Below are 24,519 nucleotides of genomic sequence, written 5' to 3' on the forward strand. Positions count from 1 at the left end.
GGGGGACTTATCATGAAAAAGAAATTCGCAGCATTTGGGTTATTATCAGCACTGGTTTTAGGATTGGCAGCTTGCGGCGGCGGCTCTGATGAAAAGGCAACGAAGGAGTCGGCCGGCGGAAAAAGCGGTGAAGACACCACAATCATTGTGGGGGCCTCACCAACACCGCATGCCGAAATTCTTGAAGAAGCAAAACCATTGTTGAAAGAAAAAGGGTTTGACCTGGAAATCAAAGTGTTTGACGATTACATTTTGCCGAACACTGCACTTGAAAGCAAAGAACTGGATGCCAACTACTTCCAGCACATCCCGTATTTTGAAAATGCCGTTGAAGAGAACAACTTTGATTTTGTGAATGCCGGCAAAGTGCATATCGAGCTGATGGCATTGTATTCACAGCAGTTGAAAGACATCAAGGATTTGGAAGAAGGAGCGACCGTCCTGACAAGTAATTCCGAAACGGACTGGGGCAGAATCATCACTATTCTGCAAGATGCCGGACTGGTGAAGGTGAAAGACGGTGTCGACCTGCTGACAGCAACTTTTGATGATATTGCTGAAAATCCAAAGAACTTGAAGTTTAAATATGACTTGGACCCGGGCATGATGACTAGTGCTTACCAGAACGATGAAGCAGCTCTGATTGCCATCAATGCCAACTTTGCAAACGGCATCGGTTTGAGTCCTAAAGAGGATGGCGTCCTTGTAGAAAAAGACAACTCTCCGTACGCTAATATCGTCGCAGTCCGTACAGGCGATGAAAAAACAGAGAAAATCAAAGCATTGATGGATGTCCTGCATTCTGAGGAAATCACGTCATTCATCGAAGAAAAATGGAGCGGTACAATCACTCCGATTCAATAAGTAAGAAACACAGCTTCGGCAAATGATTTTTGCCGAGGCTGTGTTTTTCAGTCTTGTCTGAATACTAAAAACAAAAATATTACTCAACCAGACAATATTGTTGACGATTAAGGTTTCTTGGTACAATCAGACTTAAAGGTATGTAGAATCTATGTTGAGCAAGTTAGGTACCCTGCTTTTGATCTCATAATAAATCTGCTTCATTTCTTCGTTATTTTTAGACTTGAGTGAGACATTTATGATTATATACGATTCGCCTGATTCTTCCGTTTGGGACCTTTCAAGCGTTTGAATATCATAATCTCTTTTTACTGAGTTTTCAAATCCTAAGATGGCATCTTCATCGGTTTTAGGGTCAATTATTATAAGAATTTTGTAAAGGTTTTCATGTTTTTGATTTTTCTCGGATTCTAAAGTTGCGATGTTTGCTTGTTGGTTGTTGACAACAGCAGTTAATGCCACAAACTTATACCCAAAATAGAGCAGCACGACAGACAAAAGTAAATCGGTTACAATTATTCTTCTATCTTTATGAAAGTTGTGTTTTGTTCCCATGTTACTGCCTCCTTTTTGCATATTATAACATATCAATTTGAATCAACTGATTGATGTTAAGTTTATGACAAAGTTTAAAATAAAAGTGAAATCATCTTTCTTAAAAACATCGGAAAAAGAGTTCTCTCTTTCTCCGATGTTTATTGATGTTAGAAAGTATGATTTATTTAGCCGTTAAGCTTTGTTTCATGCGCTCCAGTCCGTCTTGGAGTTTGGACTGCGGACAACCGACATTCAGACGCAGAAACTGGCTGCCGTTGCCGCCGTAGATACTGCCGTCCATGATAGCGACGCCGCCTTTGTTGATGAGTTTTTCCTGAATATCAGCCATCGGTACGGCACAGCCGGCAGTGTCCAGCCACATCAAATAGGTTGCTTCCGAGTGCACTGGTCGGATGTCCGGCAAGTACTGTTTTAAATAATCCGCGGCAAATGCAATGTTGCCGTCAATATAGCTGTTCAACTCATCGACCCAGTATCCGCATTCGTTATAGGCAGTCATGGTTGCAATCATGCCCAGCGTACTTGTTGAAGACAGGCCATCACGATTCTTTAAAATAAGGGAAAATTTATCCCGCACGTGTTCATCCGGGCAAATCACGTAAGAGAAAATCAGTCCGGGAAAATTAAATGTTTTCGACCCAGAAGAGACAAGTGCCACATGCTCGGTCATCATCTTTAAAATAGGAAGATGTGTCTGTCCTTTTCTTAGTACATCCATGTGAATTTCGTCAGCTATCAGAAAAACGTGATATGTCAGACAAAGTTCGACAATCCGCTGCAGCTCATCCTCCCGCCAGACGCGTCCAGTCGGGTTGTGCGGCGAACAAAGCAGCAGGATGCGGTTTTCCGGCTGGGACAGTTTTTCTTCCAAATCAGCAAAGTCGATGGTATAGGTCTGATTGTGATAAATCAGCGGATTGTCCACGACCCGCCGGTTTTGACCGATGACAGTTTTAAAGAAGGCATCATAGGCAGGTGTTTGCATCACGACGCCTTGCCCTTCGTCTGAGTGAAGCTCTATCAGTTTGGACACGCTGTAGATGACAGAGGGGCTGTACATCAGCCAATCCGGCTGGATATCCGTTTGCATCCGCTCGCGGTACCAGCCGACGACCGCCTCTTTGAATGCGGTGTGATTCCAGCGTGTGTAACCAAAGACCGGGTGTGACAGACGCTTGTTCAGAGCGTGCGTCACTTCGTCCGGCAAGGCAAAATCTGTATCGGAAATGGTAAAGGGCAAGAGATTGTCTGTACCGAACCGGTCTTTTACAAAGTCCCACTGTGTGCAGTAGGTACCGCGCCGGTCCAGTGTTTCATTAAAATTCACAAGGGCTTCCTCCAATTACTTACAAAATAGCATCCAGTGCGTTTCTGACAGTTGTGACTTTTGTTCCGATGATGACTTGGACGTTTTTATCATCCAGATGGACAACGCCCAAGGCACCTAACGCTTTAAGCTTGTCATCATCAACCACAGTGCCGTCTTTCAGCACAAGTCTCAACCGGGTGATACAGTTGTCCAGCGACTCGATATTTTCAGACCCGCCTAATGCCGACAAAATGCCGGTTGCATCATAGCCGCCTTTTTTATTGTAGCTGATTTCTTCTTCGCCGTATTCAGTGTCGGCAACGATTGCTTCACGTCCGGGTGTCTTCAAATCCATTTTAATGATGACAGTTTTGAAAACAAAGTAGTAAATGGCAAACCACAATGCCCCGATAATCAGGACCATCCACCATTTTGTATAGCTGCCCTGCAGGACGCCGAAAATGATGAAGTCAAGCACACCGCCGTCCGTATTGCCGATGACAACGCCGACAAGACTCATGACCATAAAGCCGAGACCAGTCATAATGACGTGGAAGACCCAGAGCAGCGGACTGATGAACAGGAAGAGAAATTCAATCGGCTCTGTAATCCCAGTGACAAATGTTGCAACGACGCCGGAAATCAGCAAACCTTTGATTTTATGACGGTTTTGCGGTGCCGCTGTGTGATACATCGCCAGAGCGGCCGCCGGCAGTCCGAACATGAAGGTCGGCATTTTTCCTTGTGACAGGAAGGCAGTAGCAGATGGACTGATGCTCAAACCGTTTTGCAGTTCAGCATAGAAAATGTTCAATGCGCCAAAGACTTCCTTGCCGTCAATCAGCATCGCACCGCCGGCTTCTGTAAAGCGGATCATCGAAACAAGAATATGATGCAAGCCAAAAGGCAACAGCAGACGTTCGCCGGAACCGAACAAGAATGGTCCGAATGGTCCGGCTTTTTGAATCAAGTTGCCGATCCCGGTAATCAGCAGGGCAAATATCGGCCAAATCATCGGAATAACCAGCCCGACAACAGCGAGTACTAGCGACGTGATAATCGGCACGAATCTGGCACCGGAGAAGAATGCAAAGCTGTCCGGAAGTTGGGTGGCATAAAATCTCTTATGCAAGTGATAGACGATGACACCAGCAATGATACCGCCCAGCACGCCCATTTCAATTGTTTGAATACCAAACACCATGCCTTGGCCTGATTCGCGCAAGTTGTCCGCATCCGCCAGACGGTCAGTGGCTGTCAGATAAAAGTTGATGGATAAGTTCATGACAGTGTAGCCGACAAACCCTGAGAAGGCAGCTACGCCTTTTTCTTTGCGCACCAAACCGAGCGGAATCGCCATGGCGAACATCACCGGCAGATAACTGAATGCAAACCCGCCGACGGTAGACATGAATTGGAAAATGTTCTGGAGGACCGGGTGGCCCAACGCAGGCAAAATATCAATCGTTGCCTGACTAGTAAACGAACTTCCAATTCCCAACAGCAAACCCATGAATGCCAATAAAGCAACCGGTAACATAAATGTTTTCCCTAATCCTTGAAAAAATTCCCAAGCACTGGTTTTTTTCTTTGTTTGTTTCATAATATGTCTCCTTTTTTTTGATTTGCCTTTATTATAGCCGGGAGCTTTTTCTTTTGCATTCGTTTTCATGCAAAAGAAAAACCGTACAGTTAAATGTACGGACTTTCATTTTAATGTTTAATGATGGTAGATGTCTGCGTAATGAATCAGTAAAACATCCAGCAATGCTGCTAATGCGGTGCGGGACGTCAAGTCGGCTTCGCCAAAATAAATCGGCAAAACAGGTGCGGTGAACAGGTAAGTCGCCATCTTTGCAAGCGGACTGTCGGGCGAACCGGTGACAGCGAGGATGGGTACCTTTTTCTCCGAAAGATTGGTGGCATATTCCACAATGTGAATGGTTTCCCCGCTCAGGCTGATAAGAATCGCCAAGTCATCGGCTGTCAGTGCGCGGGAGACTGAGCGCAGCTCATCCCAGTCAATGCGGGCGTTGGCCAATTTGCCGAGGGCCGTCAGCTTCCGGGCGGCATCAATGCCTAATGTCAGGCTGCCGCCGACGCTTAATACCTCAATCATACCTGCTTTTGCAATTGCCGCGGCAGCAAGGTCCAGCCTGTTTGTATCAAGCCCGTCAAATGTCTGGTCGAGCTGTTTTTGCAGCGTCTCTTTAAACCATATCAGGTCTTGGGTCGAATGTCCTTGAACGGCCGCCGCTGCCTGCTGTTTGGCGACGTGCTGTTCCAGTGAAAACTTCAGCTCCTGAAACCCTTTGAAGCCGAGATGTTTGGCTGTTCTGGAAATGGTTGCTGTGGAAATATACAACCGGTTTGCCAGCTCATCAATCGTCATGTCGGCGACTTGCTGGGGATTGCCGATAATATATTCAGCTACTTGGTTTTCCAGACCGCTTAATTGGTGTTTGCGTTTTTGAAATTTTAAAAAGAGTGTGTCCATATCTTTTTTCAGTCTGCCTTTTCTGTGAGCGGCTTTTTGCCGGTATCAGCGAGGCAACCGGCAGAAGGCTCAAATGTCTGTTACTTGTTCATTATATCATCCGCCGTAGAAAAATGAAAAGTGCTTTGATAATGGATGAAATATCTCCGAAATACTTGTATAATGAAAAGCGATCGTCATTTTAGAAAAGAGGTGTTCAATTTGAAAAAGGATGATATCTTTGCGGTGGTTGACATAGAAACGACCGGCACTGACCCTGAAAAGAACCGGATTATCCAATTTGGCTGTGTTCTGATCGAAAAGGGCAAAATCGTGTCACGCTTTGCGACAGATATTAACCCGCTGCAGTCGATTCCTGTTCACATTGAACAATTAACAGGCATTTCAAACAAGCAGGTCGCCCATGCGCCTTATTTTGAAGATGTTGCGTATACCATTTATCAGCTGTTGGACGGCTGTGTGTTTGTGGCTCACAACATTCATTTTGACCTGCTGTTTCTTAACAGCGAGCTTAAACGCTGCAGGGTCAATGAATTAGCCGTTGAAGGGATTGACACGGTGGAGCTGGCACAAATCTTTTTGCCGCAATCGGCAGGCTTCCGTGTGGCTGATTTGGCGCGGCAGCTGGATATTATTCATGACAATCCCCATCAGGCTGACAGTGATGCAGAAGTGACGGCAGAAATTTTTTTGACCATCGAACAGCGCATCCGCCAGCTGCCGCTTGTGACGATGGAACAGCTGGTATCATTGGCGGATGTCCTGGCAATGGATACACAGGCATATCTGGCGATGATTTTTGCAGATATGCGGACGGCACTTCAACCGCTCGACAGCCGTTTAAAAGTAATCAACGGTATTGCGCTCCGAAAAAAGGAGATACCGCGCTTCAAACCGTCACCGCATGACACACTGCCGGAAGAAGTGTTCGTGTCGCGCGCCTTGGCGGATGAAGAAGTGACAACGAGACAAGCACAAAAAGAGATGGTGCAGCTGATTCAGCAGTTTCTGCAGCCGGATAATTCGTCTAAAAATCTGCTGATTGAAGCAGCAACAGGTATCGGCAAGACATTGGGCTACTTGCTGCCCCTGAGTTATCAGGCTACACCGGAGACGCCGATTGTCATCAGTACACTGTCGATCGTGCTCGAAAACCAGCTGATAAACAAAGAACTGCCGCTGTTGAATCGTCTGGTTGGCGCAGAACATCAGGCTGTACTGCTGAAAAGCGACAGTCATTACCTTGATTTGGAAACATTTGCGTATACATTGCGGCATCCTGTGAAGCAAAAGCAGTACGGTCTGTCGCAAATGGCCACGTTGGTCTGGCTGACGGAAACAACTACCGGCGATTTGAATGAACTGAAAGCCAACCGTCAGCAATTTACATTTTGGCAGCAGGTCAGCCATCAGGGCAGAGTGCTGTTGTCCGAGCAGTCGCCTTTTTATGCGGACGATTTTCTAGTTCACCGGGAACAGCAGCTGGCAGAGGCAAGTTTTATCGTTGTGAACCATGCCTATTTATGCGAAGAGAACCGCCGCAATCAGTACAAAGTACCTAAATCCGCTGTGCTGGTGATTGATGAGGCGCAGCATTTGCCGCGGATATTGGAGAAAACAAGCACCCAACAGTTTGTTTTTTCACGACTGGAAAGGCAGTTGTCACTTCTGACAGAAGAAACGCTGAAAGACTCTGTCACAGCTGTTTCTGCAAAAAATCAGACGCTGTCTCAGACTCTGGCATTGTTTTATCAGGTGCTGGATGAGCTGTCGCTGCTGCAGACCGAGCTGCATATGTTTTTAACGCAGTTTTTCGGCAACAGTCAAGATGAAAAAGTCTTTACGAAAGACCAGTTTGACAGTTTCACGATTTCGGAGAAAAAATTAATCCGGCATGTTGGCGTGCTGTTAAACGAGGCGGACGGACTGGTTGAAAAAATGATACAGTACTTAATCAGCCACTTGTCTGACTGGCTGCCGTCTGAAAAAAATCACTTGTTGAATTTGTTTGCACTTGCCTCTGTGTTTAAAGAATGGGCTGAAACCTGCCGGACCTTCTTTTATGACTGGGAGCCGGGCGTCATTAAATGGACCTATCTCTTTCAACAGCAGCTGACCTGCTATGTCAGCCGTCTGCCCGAGGCAAAACTGTCGGCAACCAACTGGTACAATCGTTATGACAAAATTATTTTTACCGGCGGCACACTGCAGCTGAACCAACAATCCCATTATTTTGAACACGAACTCGGCTTGGAAGCTGTTGAAAAACGCAAAATCACTGATCCGTATGATTATGAAAAAGTGGCGCGCCTGTTCGTCTTGCAGAAAGACCGGCACATTGATTTGAACGACCAGAAAAGTTTTGGGAAATACATTACGAATGTTGTTAAAAAGCTAGTCGATGTGTATGACCGGCCGATTCTTGTCTTGTTTACCTCCCATGATTTATTGAAGCGGGTTTATGCGGGCTTGGCGCCGATTTACGGGACGAAAGGGCGGGAGGTGCTCGGGCAAGGTATTTCTGGTTCAAAGGAACGTATTTTAAAAAGATTTCAAAGCAGCAGCAATGCCGTTTTGCTGGGTTCGGAAAGTTTTTGGGAAGGCATTGACTTGCCGGGCGGACAGCTGGAGCTGATCGTCATGACCCGTCTGCCGTTCGACCCGCCAAAACGGGCATTTGTAAAAGAAAAGTATGCTTATTTGTCTTCGCAGGGTCTCAATCCGTTTTATTATGAAGCCTTGCCGCAAGCTGCCAGCCGGTTGCGGCAGGCGCTGGGGAGACTGATCCGCTCAGCAGACGACAAAGGGGTCATGGTCATGCTGGATGACCGGCTGCTGACAGCGGGATACAGCAAACGGATGCTGGCTTTTTTGCCGGACAAACTGCCGGTAGCTGCCGTCAATCAAGAAGCACTTTTCCAACAAATAAGTGAATTTTTAGGAAAATGAATACCACGAAGGGGCATTTATTGGTATAATAGAACAAGATTTTGAGAGGGTTATGACATGAAAAAAAGACGAGACCTAAAATTATTAGCATTATTTCTTTTTCTATTGATTGTCCTGACGGTTGTCATCTTTGTACGGGCGGATTACCCGATGCATAAAGCAAAGAAGGAAGCGACAGCTATCGCCAAAGAACAGGCGGGTATTCAAGAAGTCACGGACTTTTACTGGTTCACGCGCAAGGACACTTATTTCACCGTTGTCGGCTTGACGGAAAAGGGTGAGGGCTTAATTGCCATCATACCTCAGGAAGGCGGACAAACAGAGATTTTGAAACAAAGCGAAGGTGTGACTGAAAAAGAGGCCATCCAGTCGGTTCTGGATGATAAAACCTCTAACGAAATCAAAAAAATTACTTTAGGGTTGGTCGACGATGAACCTGTTTGGGAAATCGTCGCAGAAAGCAAAGAATATGGGATTAATTATTACCTAGTCTCATTTCGGACAGGAGATATTATCCACACGCTGCACAATGTTTAGCTGTGTTTAAAAACGGGAGGAAGAGTTTATGTTTATTTCAGAAAAAATCAGACAAATCAAGCCGTCAGTCACACTGGCTGCGGCAACTAAGGCACGCGCGCTTAAAAAATCGGGAAAAGACGTGGTCAGTCTGACGGTAGGAGAACCGGATTTCAGGACACCTCAGCATATCTCTGACGCTGCCATCGCGTCCATCACATCCGGCGCGGCAAGTTATTACACGCCGACTGCAGGCATCCCTGAGCTGATTCAAGCCATTATCCAGCGGACAGAAACGGATTATGGCCTGACCTATCAGGAAAACAACATTGTGGTGACTGACGGAGCCAAATTTGCCTTATATGCGTTGTTTCAGGCGATTCTTGAAAAAGAAGATGAAGTCATTATCCCGGTGCCTTACTGGGTCAGCTACAGCGACCAGGTCAGACTGGCGGACGGCAAACCGGTTTTCGTTGCCGGACTGCAGGAAAATGGGTTTAAAGTGACGGTCTCCCAGCTGGAAGCAGCTTATACGCCGAAGACGAAAGCTATTATTATCAATTCGCCGTCTAATCCGACCGGGATGATTTACACAAAAGACGAGCTGGAAGCTATCGGGAATTGGGCGGTCGCCAATAACGTCCTGATTATTGCAGATGATATTTACGGCAAACTGGTATATGACGGCAATGTCTTTACCCCGATTGCAACGATTTCCGACGCAATCCGCAGACAGACTATCATCATCAACGGTGTGTCAAAAAGTTATGCGATGACCGGCTGGCGGATCGGGTATGCCATCGGCGACCCGGAAATCATTTCCAGCATGATTAAAATTATTTCGCAATCCACCAGCAACTGTGCGGCTGTCAGCCAGTATGCCGCCGTCGAAGCGCTGAGCGGCAAACAAGACACAGTCGAAGAGATGCGCCAAGCCTTCGAAGAACGTCTGCATGAAGCCTATGAAAAGGTCAAATCAATCCCCGGGTTCAAACTGCAAAAACCGCAGGGCGCCTTTTATTTATTCCCGGATGTCAGCGAGGCTATGGCACTTTGCGGATATGACAATGTGACGCAGTGGGTGGAAGATTTGCTGGCTGAAAGTTATGTGGCGGTCGTAACCGGAGAAGGATTCGGGTCGCCAAATCATATCCGTTTAAGTTATGCCACTGATATGGCAACGTTCGATAAAGCAGTCGAACGCATCAAAGCGTTTATTTCGAAGAAACAGGGACAATGATTCCCTCTGACAATGAAAAATAAAAATTTAGATGGAGTAGTAGCGTAATGAAAACAATTCAAATCATCGATTCAAAAAATCACGTCGGCGAAACTGTAACAATCGGTGCTTGGGTCGCCAACAAGCGCTCAAGCGGCAAAATCGCCTTTTTGCAACTGAGAGACGGCACAGCATACTTTCAAGGTGTGGTAGTGAAGAGTGAAGTACCGGAAGAAGTCTTTGCTCTGGCTAAGAACCTGAATCAGGAAACATCCGTGTATGTCACCGGAGAAATCAGGGAAGATGCCCGTTCCAAGTTCGGTTATGAAATCGGCATTTCCAATATTGAAGTCATCGGGGAAAGTCATGACTATCCGATTACACCGAAAGAACACGGAACTGATTTTCTGATGGACCACCGTCATCTGTGGCTGCGTTCAACCAAGCAGCATGCCATCATGCAAGTGCGGAACGAACTGATCCGTGCCACTTATGAATTTTTCAATGACCGGGGTTTTATTAAAATTGACCCGCCGATTCTGACCGGCAGCGCGCCTGAAGGGACGACTGAACTGTTTGCAACTGACTATTTCGGCGAACAAGCCTACCTTTCGCAAACAGGCCAGCTGTATCTTGAAGCGGCTGCGATGGCATTCGGCAAAGTCTTTTCATTCGGGCCGACCTTCCGCGCGGAAAAATCAAAAACTCGCCGCCACTTGACGGAGTTTTGGATGATGGAACCTGAGATGGCATTCGTCCATCAGGAAGAAAGTCTGGAAATTCAAGAACAATATGTGGCTTTCATGATTGAAAAAGTGCTCGAGAACTGCGATTATGCGTTAAGCGTCCTTGACAGGGACCGGGATACGCTGAAAAAATACACAGAATTGCCTTACCCGAGAATTTCTTATGACGAGGCGGTTGAATTGCTTCAACAAAACGGCTTTGATGATGTCAAATGGGGGGATGACTTCGGCTCGCCTCACGAGACTTTTATCGCCAACCACTTCGACAAGCCGGTGTTTATTTTGAACTATCCGAAATCAATGAGTCCCTTCTATATGAAGCCTCATCCGACAAGAGATGATGTCGTTATCCGCGCGGACTTGATTGCACCGGAAGGCTACGGTGAAATTATCGGCGGGAGCGAACGGGCAATCGGCTATGATTACTTGCTGGAGCAAATCGAAAAAGACGGGTTAGACCGTGCTGACTATGAATGGTACCTTGATTTGCAGAAATACGGCGCCGTGCCCCATTCCGGTTTCGGACTTGGTCTGGAGCGGACGGTGACTTGGGTCTGCGGTATCGAACATGTCCGTGAAGCCAGTCCGTTCCCGCGCCTGCTGCACCGTATCTATCCTTAAAACTGAAGATGATTTATCGAACAGGCATGGTTATTTTGTGCCTGTTCTTTTTTGTTCATCTCGGGTAATCTCGCAATTTCGGCTAGTATTTTTTTTGAGAAAAAATTAAAAAAGCTGTTTTATCTGTTGACAATAAATGTTTACAGGTGTAAACTTTATTTGAAATCAACGTTTACACATGTAAACAAGAAAGGGTGAGGAGATGTCAGCTCAGGAGATGACGATTAGCGAGGCGGAGTGGCGCGTCATGCGGATCGTGTGGTCGCTGGGCGAGGTATCAAGTCAGCAGATGATTAGTTATTTGTCTGAAGAGACTGACTGGAAACCGGCGACCATCAAAACTTTCTTAGGACGTTTAGTCAAAAAAGAATATTTGGCGACGACCAAAGAAGGCAACAAGTATATTTACCATGCGCGCATTTCAGAGAACGAGGCCAATAAAAATGTTGCCCATGAATTGGCCAGCCGTATATGCGCCAGAAAAATGGGCAGAACCATCGGTCAGATTATAGAAGCAGTGACATTAAGTTTCGATGACATTGAGAAACTGGAAGCGATACTTGAGCAAAAAAAGAAAACAGCTGTAGAAGAAGTAGCGTGCAACTGTTTGCCGGATAATTGCCGGTGTCATGAAAGGAAGGAAGAGGAATAATGAAACAAGTATTTAAAATTGACGGGATGAGCTGCAAACATTGTGTTGCCAGAGTGGAAGAAGGGTTGAACTCGCTGGCTGGAATTGATAAAGTGAAAATCAATTTGAAAAAGGGTGAAGGCAAAGTCACTTTCAATGAGGCGGAAGTGACAGCTGACGATATCATTGCCAAAATCAAAGAAACGGGATATGAAGCAGAGGTGAAATAACTATGGCACAAGCCGAAAAAATTGACGTTGAGATACTAGCTATCACCGGTATGACGTGTGCCAACTGTTCCGCACGGGTCGAAAAAGAACTAAAGGAACAGCCCGGTGTAAAAAGTGCAACGGTCAATCTGGCTACTGAAAAAGCAACGGTGCAATTTGAGGAAGGCATCACATCCGTCGACAGACTGATTAATAGCATCGAGCACATCGGCTATGGGGCTATTTTGTATGATGATGCGCACAAGCAAAAAATTGCTGATGAAAAAGCACGTGAAGTGGCCAGCATGAAGCGGGATTTGATTATCAGCGCTTTGCTGACGGCACCAATGATGATTGGCATGATTCTTATGTTGCTGGGTGTGCATCATCCGGTTGTGGCATTTTTGCATAAGCCGCTCGTTCAGTTGATTTTGGCGACCCCCGTACAGTTTTGGATTGGTTCCCGCTATTATAAAGGCGCCTACCATGCCATCAAAACGAAGGCGCCGAATATGGATGTCCTAGTGGCGATGGGCACTTCAGCGGCCTATCTGCTGAGTGTGTATAACGGCTTCTTTGCCGGACATCACGGTGATTTGTATTTTGAAAGCAGTGCAACAATCATCACCCTGATTTTACTCGGCAAATATTTGGAGCAGAATGCAAAAAGCCGGACGGGCAATGCCATCAAACAGCTGATGGCGCTGCAAGCCAAACGGGCGACTGTCATCCGCGACGGTGTGGAAAAAGACATTGCCATCGAAGAAGTTTTGCTGCATGACTTGGTCCGGGTCCGTCCGGGCGAACAAATACCGGTTGACGGGAAAATGACTGAAGGCCAGACAGCTGTTGATGAAAGCATGCTGACAGGCGAAAGTCTGCCGGTGGATAAACAGGTTGGAGATACTGTTTACGGCGGTACGATTAATACAAACGGCACGATTGTGTTTGAAGCCACGAAGATTGGTTCCGATACAGCTTTGTCGCGGATTATCCGGATGGTTGAGGAAGCTCAGGGGTCAAAAGCGCCTATTCAGGCAGTGGCGGACAAAGTTTCCGGAATTTTTGTGCCGGCTGTTCTGGTGATTGCCTTAGTCACGCTTTTGGTGACAGGTTTTCTGACGAACAACTGGGAAACAGCTGTCATCCATAGTGTTGCCGTATTGGTGATTGCCTGTCCTTGTGCGTTAGGGCTTGCAACACCGACTGCTATCATGGTCGGCACGGGACTGGGTGCCAAAAACGGCATTCTGATTAAAGGCGGCGAATCGCTGGAGTCGGCGGCTAACATCAACGGGCTGATTGTTGATAAAACCGGCACTGTCACTCACGGTAAACCGAGTGTGACTGATTTTGAAGTCATTGCTGAGGACCGTTACACAAAAACGGCTGCGCTGGAAATTTTAGCAAGTTTGGAGAATTTGTCCGAACATCCTCTGGCACAAGCCATCACCGGTTACGCAAAAGAAAAGAATATTGCTATTGATTTGCCTGTCGCACAGTTTCAGGCAATCACCGGTGCCGGTATTTCCGGTGAGGTTTCAGGTACGCTGTTTTATGTCGGGACAAAACGCCTGCTGGCAGCTCACGGTGTGTCTTTGCCGCCGGCTGTCGAGCGGGAGGCGGCGCAAATGGAATCTCAAGGCAAAACAGTCATGTACTTGGCAGACGATACAGAAGCAGTCGCCTTTGTCTCTGTTGCCGATAAGGTGAAAGAAACATCACGACAAGCGATTCTAGCATTGCAAAAACAGGGCGTGGACGTCTACATGCTGACCGGCGACAACAAACGCACGGCTCAGTATATTGGCGAGCAAGTTGGTTTGGATGAGGCACATATTTTTGCCGAAGTCTTGCCGGAAGACAAAGCCGAGTATGTCAAGAAATTAAAGACTGAAGGCAAGTTTGTCGCAATGGCGGGCGACGGTATCAATGATGCACCAGCGCTGGCGAATGCTGATGTGGGCATTGCCATGGGTACCGGTACGGATATCGCAATGGAAACAGCAGATGTGACAATTATGAACGGTGATTTGCAAAATATTGTCAAAACGATTCATTTATCGCATTTGACGATGAAAAAGATCAAGCAGAATTTGTTCTGGGCATTTGTTTACAACACAGTCGGCATTCCTTTCGCGGCACTCGGCTACTTGAATCCGATTGTTGCAGGAGCGGCAATGGCATTCAGTTCAGTCAGTGTTTTGACTAACTCGTTGAGTTTGAACCGGAAAAAAATATAGCAGGATGAAAACAGCAGGTATCTCACACAGATGCCTGCTGTTTTTTTGTATGTGGTGTCAATTATTCCTCGTATCCATCATATACGACGCACAATTCATGCGGGTGACTGGCGAAAAACCAAAGGAAGTGTAAAACGCATGGGTCTTTTCTGTATTGTCGGTCAGCAGTTCGATTTGAACGGGTCCGTATGCTGTTATTATCGCTGTTGCTTGTGTCAAAAGTTCTGTGCCGATGCCTGTTCGCTGAAAAGCGGGATGGACCAGAATATCCTGTATAAAAGCAATCGTTGCAAAATCGGTGATCCAGCGTATTACCCCTATCACATGTCCTGCTTCGTTACGTTTTAAGAGGTATTGCGAACGGCTGAACGCTTTGGCGAGGCGCTCGGGGTCTTGTGTGTAATTTGTCCAGCCGACACGTTCGTATAGTGAAAAAATGTCTTTCATCAGTTCTTCAGTCATGGTGCATGCCTCCTCGACTCTATCTTATTTAAGTCCATGATACATGTTTCCTGAGCCGTTGCAAATGATTCTTTAAAATGGAAATCGCTTAAAAGAAAGAAATTTTCTTTCTTTTTTGATTTTCCTTGCATCTCAAAAGAAATTTTTCAAGAGATTTGCTATAATAGGTGAGATTGGATAAGAAAGGATGCCTATTCACATGTCAATAAGAGATAACTTACTGAAAGAAATGAATCCGAAACAGGCTGAGGCGGTGCTGCATACGGAAGGTCCGTTGCTGATTATGGCAGGCGCAGGCAGCGGCAAGACACGGGTTCTGACTCATCGAATCGCCTACTTGATTGAAGAAAAAAATGTCAATCCATGGAATATTTTGGCGATTACATTTACCAATAAAGCTGCCAAGGAGATGAAAGAACGTGTCAGCCGTATCTTGGCGAACGGCAGCGAGGATGTGTGGGTTTCCACCTTTCATTCCATGTGTGTCAGAATTTTGCGGCGTGATGTGGATGTCATCGGCTATAACCGCAATTTCACAATCATCGATACGTCCGAGCAGTTGACACTGATGAAGCGGATTTTAAAAGAAGAAAATATCGACCCGAAAAAATATGACCCGCGCTCGATTATCGGGTCCATCAGCAATGCGAAAAACGAACTGCTGACACCGGAAGCCTATGAACAGCTGTACACCGGTTTTTACGAGAAAATCGTTGCCACGTGTTACCGCCGTTACCAAAAAGAACTGCGTCTCAATCAGTCAATGGATTTTGATGATTTGATTATGCTGACGATTCGTTTATTTAAGGACAGCCCTGAAACACTGGCTTATTACCAGAATAAATTCCACTATATTCATGTGGATGAGTATCAGGATACCAACCATGCCCAATACACGCTTGTCAAGATGCTGGCCGAGCGCTTTCAAAACCTGTGCGTGGTCGGCGATGCGGACCAGAGTATTTACGGCTGGCGCGGCGCTGACATGGAGAATATCCTGAATTTTGAGCAGGATTACCCGAAGGCGAAGACGATTTTGCTTGAACAAAACTACCGGTCAACGAAAAATATTTTGCAGGCGGCCAACAGTGTGATTGTCAACAATAAAAACAGGAAAGAAAAAAAACTCTGGACAGACAATGACGAGGGTCAGAAAGTTGTGCTGTATCAGGCAGAAACGGAACGCGATGAAGCCCGTTTTATCGTGTCGACGATTCAAAAAGAGTTGACTGACAATCAGCGCCGTTATGGCGATTTCTGTGTACTGTACCGGACCAACGCCATGTCTCGTGTGGTGGAGGAAACGTTGGTAAAAGCGAACGTCCCTTATAAAATGGTCGGCGGGCACAAGTTTTACGACCGTAAGGAAATCAGAGACATTCTGGCTTATTTGAATATTATTTCCAATAATATGGATTCGATTAGTTTTGAGCGGATTGTTAATTCGCCAAAACGGGGAATCGGCAGCGGGACGCTTGAAAAACTGCGGGAGTTTGCGCAAATGCATGAGTGGCCGCTGCTGCAGGCGGCAATCGACGTTGATCTGACGAACATCACCGGCAAGGCACGAAAGGAGCTGGCCGGATTTGGTGCGATGATTCAGGACTTTTCAAAGATGAGCGAATTTTTGTCTGTGACAGAACTTGTCAGGGAAGTACTGGACAAGAGCGGGTATGAACAGGATTTGAAAAATCAGAACACGCTGGAGGCCCAGTCGCGGCTGGAAAACCTTGAAGAGTTTCTGACAGTGACACAGGAGTTTGACAAGCAGTTTGAAGCCGGCGAGTACGACGATGACACTGACAGCTCACTCAACAAACTGGGACTGTTTCTAAACGATTTGGCGCTCGTTTCTGATATTGACAGTCTTGAAGAGGACGCCTCGCAAGTGACGCTGATGACGCTTCATGCAGCCAAAGGACTGGAATTTCCGGTTGTTTTCCTGATTGGCATGGAAGAAGGGGTTTTCCCGCTTTCCCGGGCGATGATGGAAGAAGCTGAACTGGAGGAGGAACGCCGTCTGGCCTATGTCGGCATCACGCGGGCAGAGGAAGTTTTATTTTTGACTCATGCTTTTTCGAGAACGCTGTACGGCAGAACACAGTACAACCGGCCGTCACGGTTCGTGAAGGAAATCGATGACGAGGTACTCATGATACCGCAAGCGGAACAACAGCCGCGGACAGCCCGGCCGCAAAGCAAATCCCACAAAGCGGCTTACCGACAGCCGGCAAAGCCGGTCGTCAGCAGTAAAGTGGCAACTGGCGGCGAAACGGCTCTTTGGCAGGCGGGCGATAAAGCCCAGCATAAAGTTTGGGGAGTCGGCACAGTAGTCAAAGTCAGCGGCAGTCAACAAGATTTGGAGCTGGATATTGCTTTCCCGGCTCAAGGTATCAAACGATTGCTGGCGGCTTTCGCACCGATAAAAAAAGTTGACTAGGAAGTGATTGAGTGAGTTCAGAGGCAAGTAAAAAAATAGCTGAAAAACGCATCCTTGAATTACGGGAGACTTTGAACCGTCTCGCGTATGAATATTACGTACAGGACAGCCCGACAGTCGAAGACGTTGAGTATGACCAGCTTTACCGTGAGCTGGTATCTCTTGAACAGTCATTTCCCGACTTGGTAACACCGGACTCCATTACACAAAAAGTCGGCGGACGGGTCTTGGCAGGCTTTGCCAAAGTCACACACCGCATCCCGATGCTGAGTTTAGGAAATGCTACCAGCCGGTCGGATTTGCTGGATTTTGATAAACGGATACGCAAGCTGACCGACAAACCGCTTCAATACATGGTCGAATTGAAGATCGACGGTCTGGCAATCAGTTTACGCTATGAAAACGGCTTGTTTGTTCAAGGGGCGACTCGCGGCGATGGAGTCACGGGCGAAGATATCACTGAAAATTTAAAAACGGTCAAGTCGATTCCGTTGAGATTAAAGCAGCCGGTGTCCATCGAAGTCCGGGGCGAGTGCTACATGCCGAAAAAATCGTTTATCCGGTTAAATGAAGAGCGGGAGAACAACGGCGAGTCTGTTTTTGCCAATCCGCGGAATGCTGCGGCAGGCAGTCTCCGTCAACTGGATACCAAAGTGGCAGCCAAACGGCAATTAAATACATTTCTGTATCAAGTGGCTGATTTTGATGGTCTGGCAGCCGGCACGCAAGCGGAAGCACTGGCAATGCTTGACGAAATCGGCATACGAACAAACAAAGAACGCAAGTTGTGCAGCACAATCGAGGAAGTCTGGGACTATATCGAAGCTTTTCAAGACAAGCGGCATACCCTTGAATATGAAATTGACGGCATTGTCATCAAGGTCAACGATTTTTCGGCTCAGGAAGATATCGGTTATACGGTCAAAGCGCCGAAATGGGCGATTGCCTACAAGTTTCCAGCAGAGGAAGCAGAAACAGTCGTCAATGACATCGAGTGGACTGTCGGGCGGACAGGAGTTGTGACACCAACGGCTATCATGAATCCGGTATTCCTGGCCGGCTCGACCGTCGCCCGTGCCAGTCTGCACAACATGGATTTGATTGCGGAGAAGGATATCCGGATTAACGATGCTGTGATGATTCATAAGGCCGGGGACATCATCCCTGAGGTGACACGTGTGCTGCTTGACAAACGACCAGCAGACAGCGTCCCTTATGAAGAACCGGCCGCCTGTCCTGCGTGCGGGGGCGAACTGGCGCGCCTCAATGAGGAAGTGGCATTGCGGTGCCTGAATCCGATGTGTCCGGCACAAATCAAAGAAGGGCTGACACATTTCGTGTCCCGTAATGCGATGAACATCGAAGGGCTTGGCCCGCGTGTGCTGGAACAGATGTATGAAAAGGAGTTGATACACGATGTGGCAGGACTCTATTATTTGACGATGGACCAGCTGCTGACACTGGATAAAATCAAAGAAAAATCTGCCACCAATATTTTGACGGCAATCGAAAAAAGCAAGCCGAATTCCCTTGAAAGACTGCTGTTTGGTCTGGGTATCCGCCACGTCGGAGCCAAAGCCGCCAAACTGATTGCGGAACGTTTCATGACAATTGATGGAATTATATCGGCAACAGCGGAAGACATTTTGGAAATTGACGGCATCGGCGACATTATTGCCGATAGTGTGGTCAAGTATTTCAAAAACGAGGAAGTACATCAGCTGATTGCGGAGCTGAGGGAGGCCGGCGTCAATTTGACCTATCTTGGCAAGACGACCGCTGAACTGGCAGCAGTCGAATCACCTTTTAAAGACAAAGTCGTCGTCTTGACGGGTAAATTGACACGCTATTCACGCAATGACGCCAAAGCGCAAATAGAATCGCTTGGCGGCAAGGTCACCGGCAGTGTGTCTAAAAAAACAGATATAGTAATTGCCGGGGAAGATGCCGGCAGTAAACTGACAAAAGCGCAGGAACTGGGCATTACTGTTTGGACAGAAGCTGACATGGTGGCAGTGCTTGATGAATATTCGCAAGAATAAGCCGAGTATTTTAAAGTTAAGTACAATTCAAATCATCTTTTATGATAGAATAGTGTATAAAATGAAAGGTTAGAAAGAAGGGGAAACATGGCAATTAGCAAAGAAGAAGTCAAACGTGTGGCGGCATTGTCCAAGTTGTCATTTAAAGAGGAGGAATTGGAACAGTTTACTAACCAGATGGGTAAAATCATCGAAATGGTAGACCGTTTAGAAACAGTTGACACTGAAGGTGTGCCGTTCACATCGAATGTCCTGCTTGATATAAATGTGATGCGTGAGGACATCGCAGACCAAGGAACAGACCGGGAACTACTGATGAAAAATGTACCGGAATCCGAAGACGGCTTTATTAAAGTGCCGGAAATCATGGAAAATGGAAAGGCTGGTGCATAATGAGCAAGCTGTATGAGTTGTCATTATCAGAATTACATGAAAAACTGGTCAGCAAAGAAATCACTGCCACAGACATTGTGCGTGCAACACTTGACCGGATAAAGGAAACAGAAGATACTATCGGTGCTTTTATCACAATTAATGAAGAAAAAGCGTTGGCACAGGCAGCCCGTCTTGATGAGTCGGGTATTTCAGAAGACGCAGTGCTTGCAGGTATCCCGATTGGTATAAAAGATAACATCGTGACTAACGGACTGCGCACAACTGCTGCAAGCCGGATGCTTGAAAATTTTGAACCGATTTATGACGCAACCGTTATAGAAAACCTTTATGCTGCCGGGATGATTCCTGTCGGCAAATTAAACATGGACGAGTTTGCCATGGGCGGCACGACGGAAACATCTTATTTCAAACAAACCAAAAATGCGTGGGACACATCAAAGGTTCCCGGCGGTTCTTCCGGCGGTTCGGCAGCGGCTGTTGCAGCCGGACAAATACCGGTTTCACTGGGAAGCGACACCGGCGGCAGTATCCGCCAGCCTGCGTCATTCAATGGTATCGTCGGCATGAAACCGACTTACGGCCGCATTTCCCGTTACGGACTGATTGCGTTTGCCTCCAGTCTGGACCAAATCGGGCCATTGACACGCAACGTGTTTGACAACGCATTGGTTTTGAAAGCACTGTGCGGCCACGACCCGAAAGACAGCACAAGTGCGAATTTGCCGGTTCCTGATTTTACAGCCAACATTGCTGAAGGCGTGAAAGGCTTAAAAATCGGTGTGCCGAAAGAATTTATGGGCGAGGGCATCCAGCCCGAAGTTCGCCAGGCAGTGCTGAACGCGATTGAAACTTACCGCAGTTTAGGCGCGACAGTGGAAGAAGTGAGTCTGCCGAATGCCACTTACGGTGTAGAAGTTTACTATATTATTGCGTCGTCTGAGGCGTCGTCTAATTTACAGCGGTTTGATGGTATCCGCTACGGCTACCGCTCGCCGGAAGCCAAAACACTGGATGATGTGTATGTCATGTCACGTTCAGAAGGTTTCGGACCGGAAGTCAAACGCCGTATCATGCTGGGGACCTTCTCATTAAGTTCCGGCTATTACGACGCTTACTTCAAAAAGGCGGGTCAAGTCCGGACGCTGATCAAAGAGGATTTTGACCGCGTATTCAACGAGTATGATTTGCTGATTTCGCCGACATCGCCGACAGTTGCCTTTGATTTTGGGCAAGATGCGGATGATCCGGTCACAGCTTACATGCGGGATATCTTGACGATACCAGTCAACTTGGCAGGTATTCCGGGGATGTCCATCCCATGCGGATTCGCGGGCGGTCTGCCTGTCGGCCTGCAGCTTATGGGCAAACATTTTGACGAAGCAACAATGTATCAGGCAGCTTATGCTTTTGAACAAGCAACAGATTTTCATAAACAAAAACCGGCAATTTTAGGAGGGACAGACGAATGAATTTTGAAACAGTAATCGGGTTGGAGGTTCACGTTGAATTAAAAACGGAATCAAAAATCTTTTCTTCCTCGCCGGCACATTTTGGTGCAGAACCGAATACGAACACGAATGTGGTGGACTGGTGCTTCCCGGGTGTACTGCCTGTCATGAACAAGCGCGCCCTGGAATTCGGGATGAAAGCAGCACTGGCACTGAACTGTCAGATTTCCCAGCACACTCATTTCGACCGGAAGAACTATTTCTACCCTGACAACCCGAAAGCGTACCAAATTTCACAGTTTGATGAGCCGATCGGACATGACGGCTGGGTGGATATCGAAGTGGACGGGGAAACGAAGCGCATCCGAATCGAGCGGGTGCATTTGGAAGAAGATGCCGGCAAGAACGTTCACGGCACAGACGGCTATTCGTTTGTCGACTTGAACCGACAAGGCACTCCGCTCATCGAAATCGTATCTGAAGCAGACATGCGCTCGCCGGAAGAAGCTTACGCTTATCTGGAAGCCGTCCGTTCAATCATCCAATTTACCGGTGTCAGTGACGTGAAAATGGAAGAAGGCTCCATGCGCTGTGATGCGAATATTTCATTACGCCCTTACGGACAAGAAGAATTCGGCACAAAAACAGAACTGAAAAATTTGAATTCTTTAAACTTCGTCAAGCGCGGTCTGGCTTATGAAGAAAAACGCCAGGCACGTGTACTGCTGTCAGGCGGAGAAATCCAGCAGGAAACACGCCGCTTTGATGAGGTGACCGGGGAAACACTGTTGATGCGGACAAAGGAAGGCTCAAGCGATTATCGTTACTTCCCGGAACCGGATATTCCGCGTTTTGAGATTTCCGACGAGTGGGTAGAAGAGGTCCGTCAAACATTGCCAGAAATGCCGCAGGCGCGCCGCAAACGGTATATCGAAGAATTAGGATTACCTGAGTACGACGCAATGGTCTTGACTCTGACACGGGAGATGTCTGATTTCTTTGATGCAACGTTGGCTCACGGTGCAGATGCCAAACAAGTGTCAAACTGGCTGATGGGTGAAGTGTCGGCCTATCTTAACAGCGAAAAACTTGAGCTGCATGACACGAAGCTGACACCGGACAATCTGGCCGGCATGATTCAGCTGGTTGCTGACGGTACAATCAGCTCTAAAATAGCGAAAAAAGTTTTCAAAGAGTTGATTGAACACGGCGGCGATGCAAAAGAAGTGGTTGAGAAAAAAGGACTGGTGCAACTTTCCGACCCGTCACAGCTTCTGCCGATTATTTCAGAAGTACTTGACAACAATCAGCAGTCAGTGGAAGACTTTAAAAACGGTAAAGACCGTGCTGTCGGGTTCCTAGTCGGCCAAATTATGAAAGCCACAAAAGGCAAAGCCAACCCGGGTGTTGTGAATAAATTAATCCAGGAAGAGCTGGCTAAACGTTAGTGTCAAGAGAAAACGGAGGTATTGGTGTGAAGAGAGCGCGGTTAATTTATAATCCAACATCAGGAAAAGAACTTATCAAAAAAAATGTGCCGGATATTTTGGCTATTCTGGAACAAGCTGGATATGAAGCGAGTGCTTTCGCCACCACTGCAGACCCCTTTTCTGCTAAAAAAGAAGCGAACCGGGCGGGAGAAGCCGGGTTCGACTTGGTTGTAGCTGCTGGCGGCGACGGTACAATCAATGAAGTTATCAACGGGATTGCGCCCCTGCCGGAGGACAGACGCCCTAAAATGGCGATTATCCCGGCTGGTACTACCAATGATTATGCCAGAGCACTGCACATTCCAAGGGATAACTTACTAAAAGCAGCAGAAGTGGTCTTGCAAAATAAAACAATCAAAACAGATATCGGCAAGGCAAATGACACATATTTTATGAACATTGCTGCCGGCGGCTACCTGACGGAGCTGACATATGAAGTGCCGTCCCAGCTGAAAAGCATGTTTGGCTATTTGGCATATCTTGTCAAAGGAGCTGAAATGCTGCCGCGTGTCAAGCCGATCAACATGAAGCTGGTTTATGATGAGGGTGAATACATCGGCAAAGCATCCATGTTTTTTCTCGGCCTGACGAATTCCATGGGCGGTTTTGAGTATATTTCACCTGATGCTCAGCTGGATGACGGGAAATTTTCGCTGATTATCGTCAAAACAGCCAATATCATCGAAATCATGCATTTGATTGCATTGATGATTAATGGCGGTAAACATGTTGACGACAATCGGATTATTTACACAAAAACATCCAGTTTTTATGCGGAGACGCTGGATGATAATTACCGGATGATGATCAATCTTGACGGTGATTACGGCGGCGATGCACCAATGACGTTCACTAATTTGAAGCAGCATATCGAAATATATGCTAATCTGGATGCCATTCCCGAAGCAGCCATTTCTGCTGATTTGGATGAGGCAACCACGAAATTTATCAAGGAAGTAGAAGTCCTGACACATGAAGACATTGACGGGGATGGCAAAGTTAATGAAGGCTAAACAATAGTCGGGCTTAGGAGTAGAGAAATCTGCTCCTTTTTTTATTGCTTTTTGGCAATTCTCTGGCGCAAGTATTGTGTTTATCCGCTTGCTTATTTTTTAATTTTCTGTTTTATATTATATTAAACGTAACAAAATGAACGTAATGCTTAAAGGAGGAATCACCAATGACGAAACTTGTCATGCGGTCTATGACAGCTCAGGACATCGAATCGCTGCACGCAGCATTTGCCATGCAGGAATGGGAAAGAGACAAAAGTTTGTTTGAAAGATACTATCGTGAACAGCAGGAAGGCAGCCGTCATGTGGTCATTGCAGAGTGTAACCAGCAGCTTGCCGGTTATGCGACAATCATGAAAGAGCCGGAAAATGGCCCGTTCCGCGGCAGCGGCTACCCGGAAATCGCTGATTTCAATGTATTTATTAACTATCAGCGGAAAGGAATCGGCAATCAAATCATGGAGCAGTGTGAAGCAATCGTTTCCCGATTTTCTGATGTTGTGACATTAGGAGTCGGGATGCACCCGGGTTATGGACCTGCACAAAGACTATATGTCAAACGCGGCTACATTCCAGATGGTTCCGGACTCTGGTATCAAGAAAAGCTGCTTCCTGTAAATGCTCCTTGTATTAATGACGACAGTCTGGTACTGTACCTGTCAAAACAATTGCTGCCCGAATAACCCTTTTCTGACGTTTATTTTCATCATTTGTCCGCCAAACATTCCCGCGTATTTCCATTTGAAAAAACTTGCAATCGCCCGCTAATTAAAAAAATTATGATAATACGGTTGTAAAACGATTAGAAAACTGATAAAATTCTAATAATTACACTATGTGAAATTTTATTTCTCATTATGAAAAAG

Annotated in this window: 20 protein-coding genes; 15 read left to right on the forward strand and 5 right to left on the reverse strand. The window is 46.7% G+C overall.

Going from position 1 to position 24,519, the window contains the following annotated elements:
* Window positions 1-12: 12 nt before the first annotated feature.
* The gene (locus CBF27_RS03210; RefSeq protein ID WP_126812362.1) at window positions 13-864 is read left to right on the forward strand and encodes a MetQ/NlpA family ABC transporter substrate-binding protein; all 852 of its coding nucleotides are present in this window, start codon (window positions 13-15) and stop codon (window positions 862-864) included.
* A gap of 132 nt (window positions 865-996) precedes the next feature.
* Here the strand turns inward: CBF27_RS03210 and CBF27_RS03215 are convergent, their stop codons facing one another.
* From CBF27_RS03215 to CBF27_RS03230, 4 genes are all read right to left on the reverse strand, one after another.
* Complete coding sequence (locus CBF27_RS03215; RefSeq protein ID WP_126812364.1) at window positions 997-1,419, reverse strand: hypothetical protein; 423 nt, start codon at window positions 1,417-1,419, stop codon at window positions 997-999.
* 163 nt (window positions 1,420-1,582) lie between these two features.
* Window positions 1,583-2,749, reverse strand: a complete 1,167-nt coding sequence (locus CBF27_RS03220) for a MalY/PatB family protein (protein ID WP_126812366.1) — start codon at window positions 2,747-2,749, stop codon at window positions 1,583-1,585.
* 19 nt (window positions 2,750-2,768) lie between these two features.
* Complete coding sequence (gene malX, locus CBF27_RS03225; protein WP_126812368.1) at window positions 2,769-4,334, reverse strand: maltose/glucose-specific PTS transporter subunit IIBC; 1,566 nt, start codon at window positions 4,332-4,334, stop codon at window positions 2,769-2,771.
* Between the two features lie 117 nt (window positions 4,335-4,451).
* Window positions 4,452-5,228 (reverse strand): MurR/RpiR family transcriptional regulator, encoded by a 777-nt coding sequence (locus tag CBF27_RS03230; protein ID WP_126812370.1) that lies wholly within the window; start codon window positions 5,226-5,228, stop codon window positions 4,452-4,454.
* Window positions 5,229-5,429: 201 nt separating this feature from the next.
* Between CBF27_RS03230 and CBF27_RS03235 the strand changes: the two genes are divergently transcribed.
* The 7 genes from CBF27_RS03235 (at window position 5,430) to CBF27_RS03265 (ending at window position 14,362) form a co-directional block, all read left to right on the forward strand.
* Window positions 5,430-8,177 (forward strand): helicase C-terminal domain-containing protein, encoded by a 2,748-nt coding sequence (locus tag CBF27_RS03235; protein ID WP_170174988.1) that lies wholly within the window; start codon window positions 5,430-5,432, stop codon window positions 8,175-8,177.
* A 57-nt stretch (window positions 8,178-8,234) separates the two neighbouring features.
* Window positions 8,235-8,714 carry a cell wall elongation regulator TseB-like domain-containing protein gene (locus tag CBF27_RS03240; protein ID WP_126812374.1) on the forward strand — a complete coding sequence of 160 codons (480 nt, stop codon included), beginning with the start codon at window positions 8,235-8,237 and terminating at the stop codon, window positions 8,712-8,714.
* Between the two features lie 28 nt (window positions 8,715-8,742).
* A complete protein-coding gene (locus CBF27_RS03245; protein ID WP_126812376.1) occupies window positions 8,743-9,933 on the forward strand; it encodes a pyridoxal phosphate-dependent aminotransferase in 1,191 nt (396 codons plus the stop codon).
* 47 nt (window positions 9,934-9,980) lie between these two features.
* Window positions 9,981-11,279: an asparagine--tRNA ligase gene (gene asnS / locus CBF27_RS03250; RefSeq protein ID WP_126812378.1), complete on the forward strand. Its 1,299-nt coding sequence runs from the start codon at window positions 9,981-9,983 to the stop codon at window positions 11,277-11,279.
* Between the two features lie 202 nt (window positions 11,280-11,481).
* Entirely contained in the window at window positions 11,482-11,931 is a 450-nt protein-coding gene (locus tag CBF27_RS03255) for a CopY/TcrY family copper transport repressor (protein ID WP_126812380.1), read from the forward strand.
* Entirely contained in the window at window positions 11,931-12,140 is a 210-nt protein-coding gene (gene copZ, locus CBF27_RS03260) for a copper chaperone CopZ (protein ID WP_126812382.1), read from the forward strand. The genes CBF27_RS03255 and copZ overlap by 1 nt, the downstream gene beginning before the upstream one ends.
* A 2-nt stretch (window positions 12,141-12,142) precedes the next feature.
* A complete protein-coding gene (locus CBF27_RS03265) occupies window positions 12,143-14,362 on the forward strand; it encodes a heavy metal translocating P-type ATPase (RefSeq protein ID WP_126812384.1) in 2,220 nt (739 codons plus the stop codon).
* A gap of 57 nt (window positions 14,363-14,419) precedes the next feature.
* Here the strand turns inward: CBF27_RS03265 and CBF27_RS03270 are convergent, their stop codons facing one another.
* Complete coding sequence (locus CBF27_RS03270; protein WP_126812386.1) at window positions 14,420-14,824, reverse strand: GNAT family N-acetyltransferase; 405 nt, start codon at window positions 14,822-14,824, stop codon at window positions 14,420-14,422.
* Window positions 14,825-15,023: 199 nt separating this feature from the next.
* On the opposite strand from CBF27_RS03270, the gene pcrA reads away from it, so the two are divergent.
* From pcrA to CBF27_RS03305, 7 genes are all read left to right on the forward strand, one after another.
* A complete protein-coding gene (gene pcrA / locus CBF27_RS03275) occupies window positions 15,024-17,264 on the forward strand; it encodes a DNA helicase PcrA (protein ID WP_126812388.1) in 2,241 nt (746 codons plus the stop codon).
* An 11-nt stretch (window positions 17,265-17,275) separates the two neighbouring features.
* The gene (gene ligA, locus CBF27_RS03280) at window positions 17,276-19,306 is read left to right on the forward strand and encodes an NAD-dependent DNA ligase LigA (protein ID WP_126812390.1); all 2,031 of its coding nucleotides are present in this window, start codon (window positions 17,276-17,278) and stop codon (window positions 19,304-19,306) included.
* An 87-nt stretch (window positions 19,307-19,393) separates the two neighbouring features.
* Window positions 19,394-19,699, forward strand: a complete 306-nt coding sequence (gene gatC, locus CBF27_RS03285; protein WP_126812392.1) for an Asp-tRNA(Asn)/Glu-tRNA(Gln) amidotransferase subunit GatC — start codon at window positions 19,394-19,396, stop codon at window positions 19,697-19,699.
* On the forward strand, window positions 19,699-21,171 hold the full coding sequence (gene gatA, locus CBF27_RS03290; RefSeq protein ID WP_126812394.1) for an Asp-tRNA(Asn)/Glu-tRNA(Gln) amidotransferase subunit GatA: 1,473 nt from the start codon (window positions 19,699-19,701) through the stop codon (window positions 21,169-21,171). The genes gatC and gatA overlap by 1 nt, the downstream gene beginning before the upstream one ends.
* A complete protein-coding gene (gene gatB, locus CBF27_RS03295; RefSeq protein WP_126812396.1) occupies window positions 21,168-22,598 on the forward strand; it encodes an Asp-tRNA(Asn)/Glu-tRNA(Gln) amidotransferase subunit GatB in 1,431 nt (476 codons plus the stop codon). The genes gatA and gatB overlap by 4 nt, the downstream gene beginning before the upstream one ends.
* 26 nt (window positions 22,599-22,624) lie before the next feature.
* On the forward strand, window positions 22,625-23,653 hold the full coding sequence (locus CBF27_RS03300; protein ID WP_126812398.1) for a diacylglycerol kinase: 1,029 nt from the start codon (window positions 22,625-22,627) through the stop codon (window positions 23,651-23,653).
* 167 nt (window positions 23,654-23,820) lie between these two features.
* Window positions 23,821-24,336: a GNAT family N-acetyltransferase gene (locus CBF27_RS03305; protein ID WP_126812400.1), complete on the forward strand. Its 516-nt coding sequence runs from the start codon at window positions 23,821-23,823 to the stop codon at window positions 24,334-24,336.
* Window positions 24,337-24,519 lie beyond the last annotated feature (183 nt).

The organism is Vagococcus acidifermentans (genome assembly GCF_003987655.1).
Taxonomy (GTDB): domain Bacteria; phylum Bacillota; class Bacilli; order Lactobacillales; family Vagococcaceae; genus Vagococcus_B; species Vagococcus_B acidifermentans.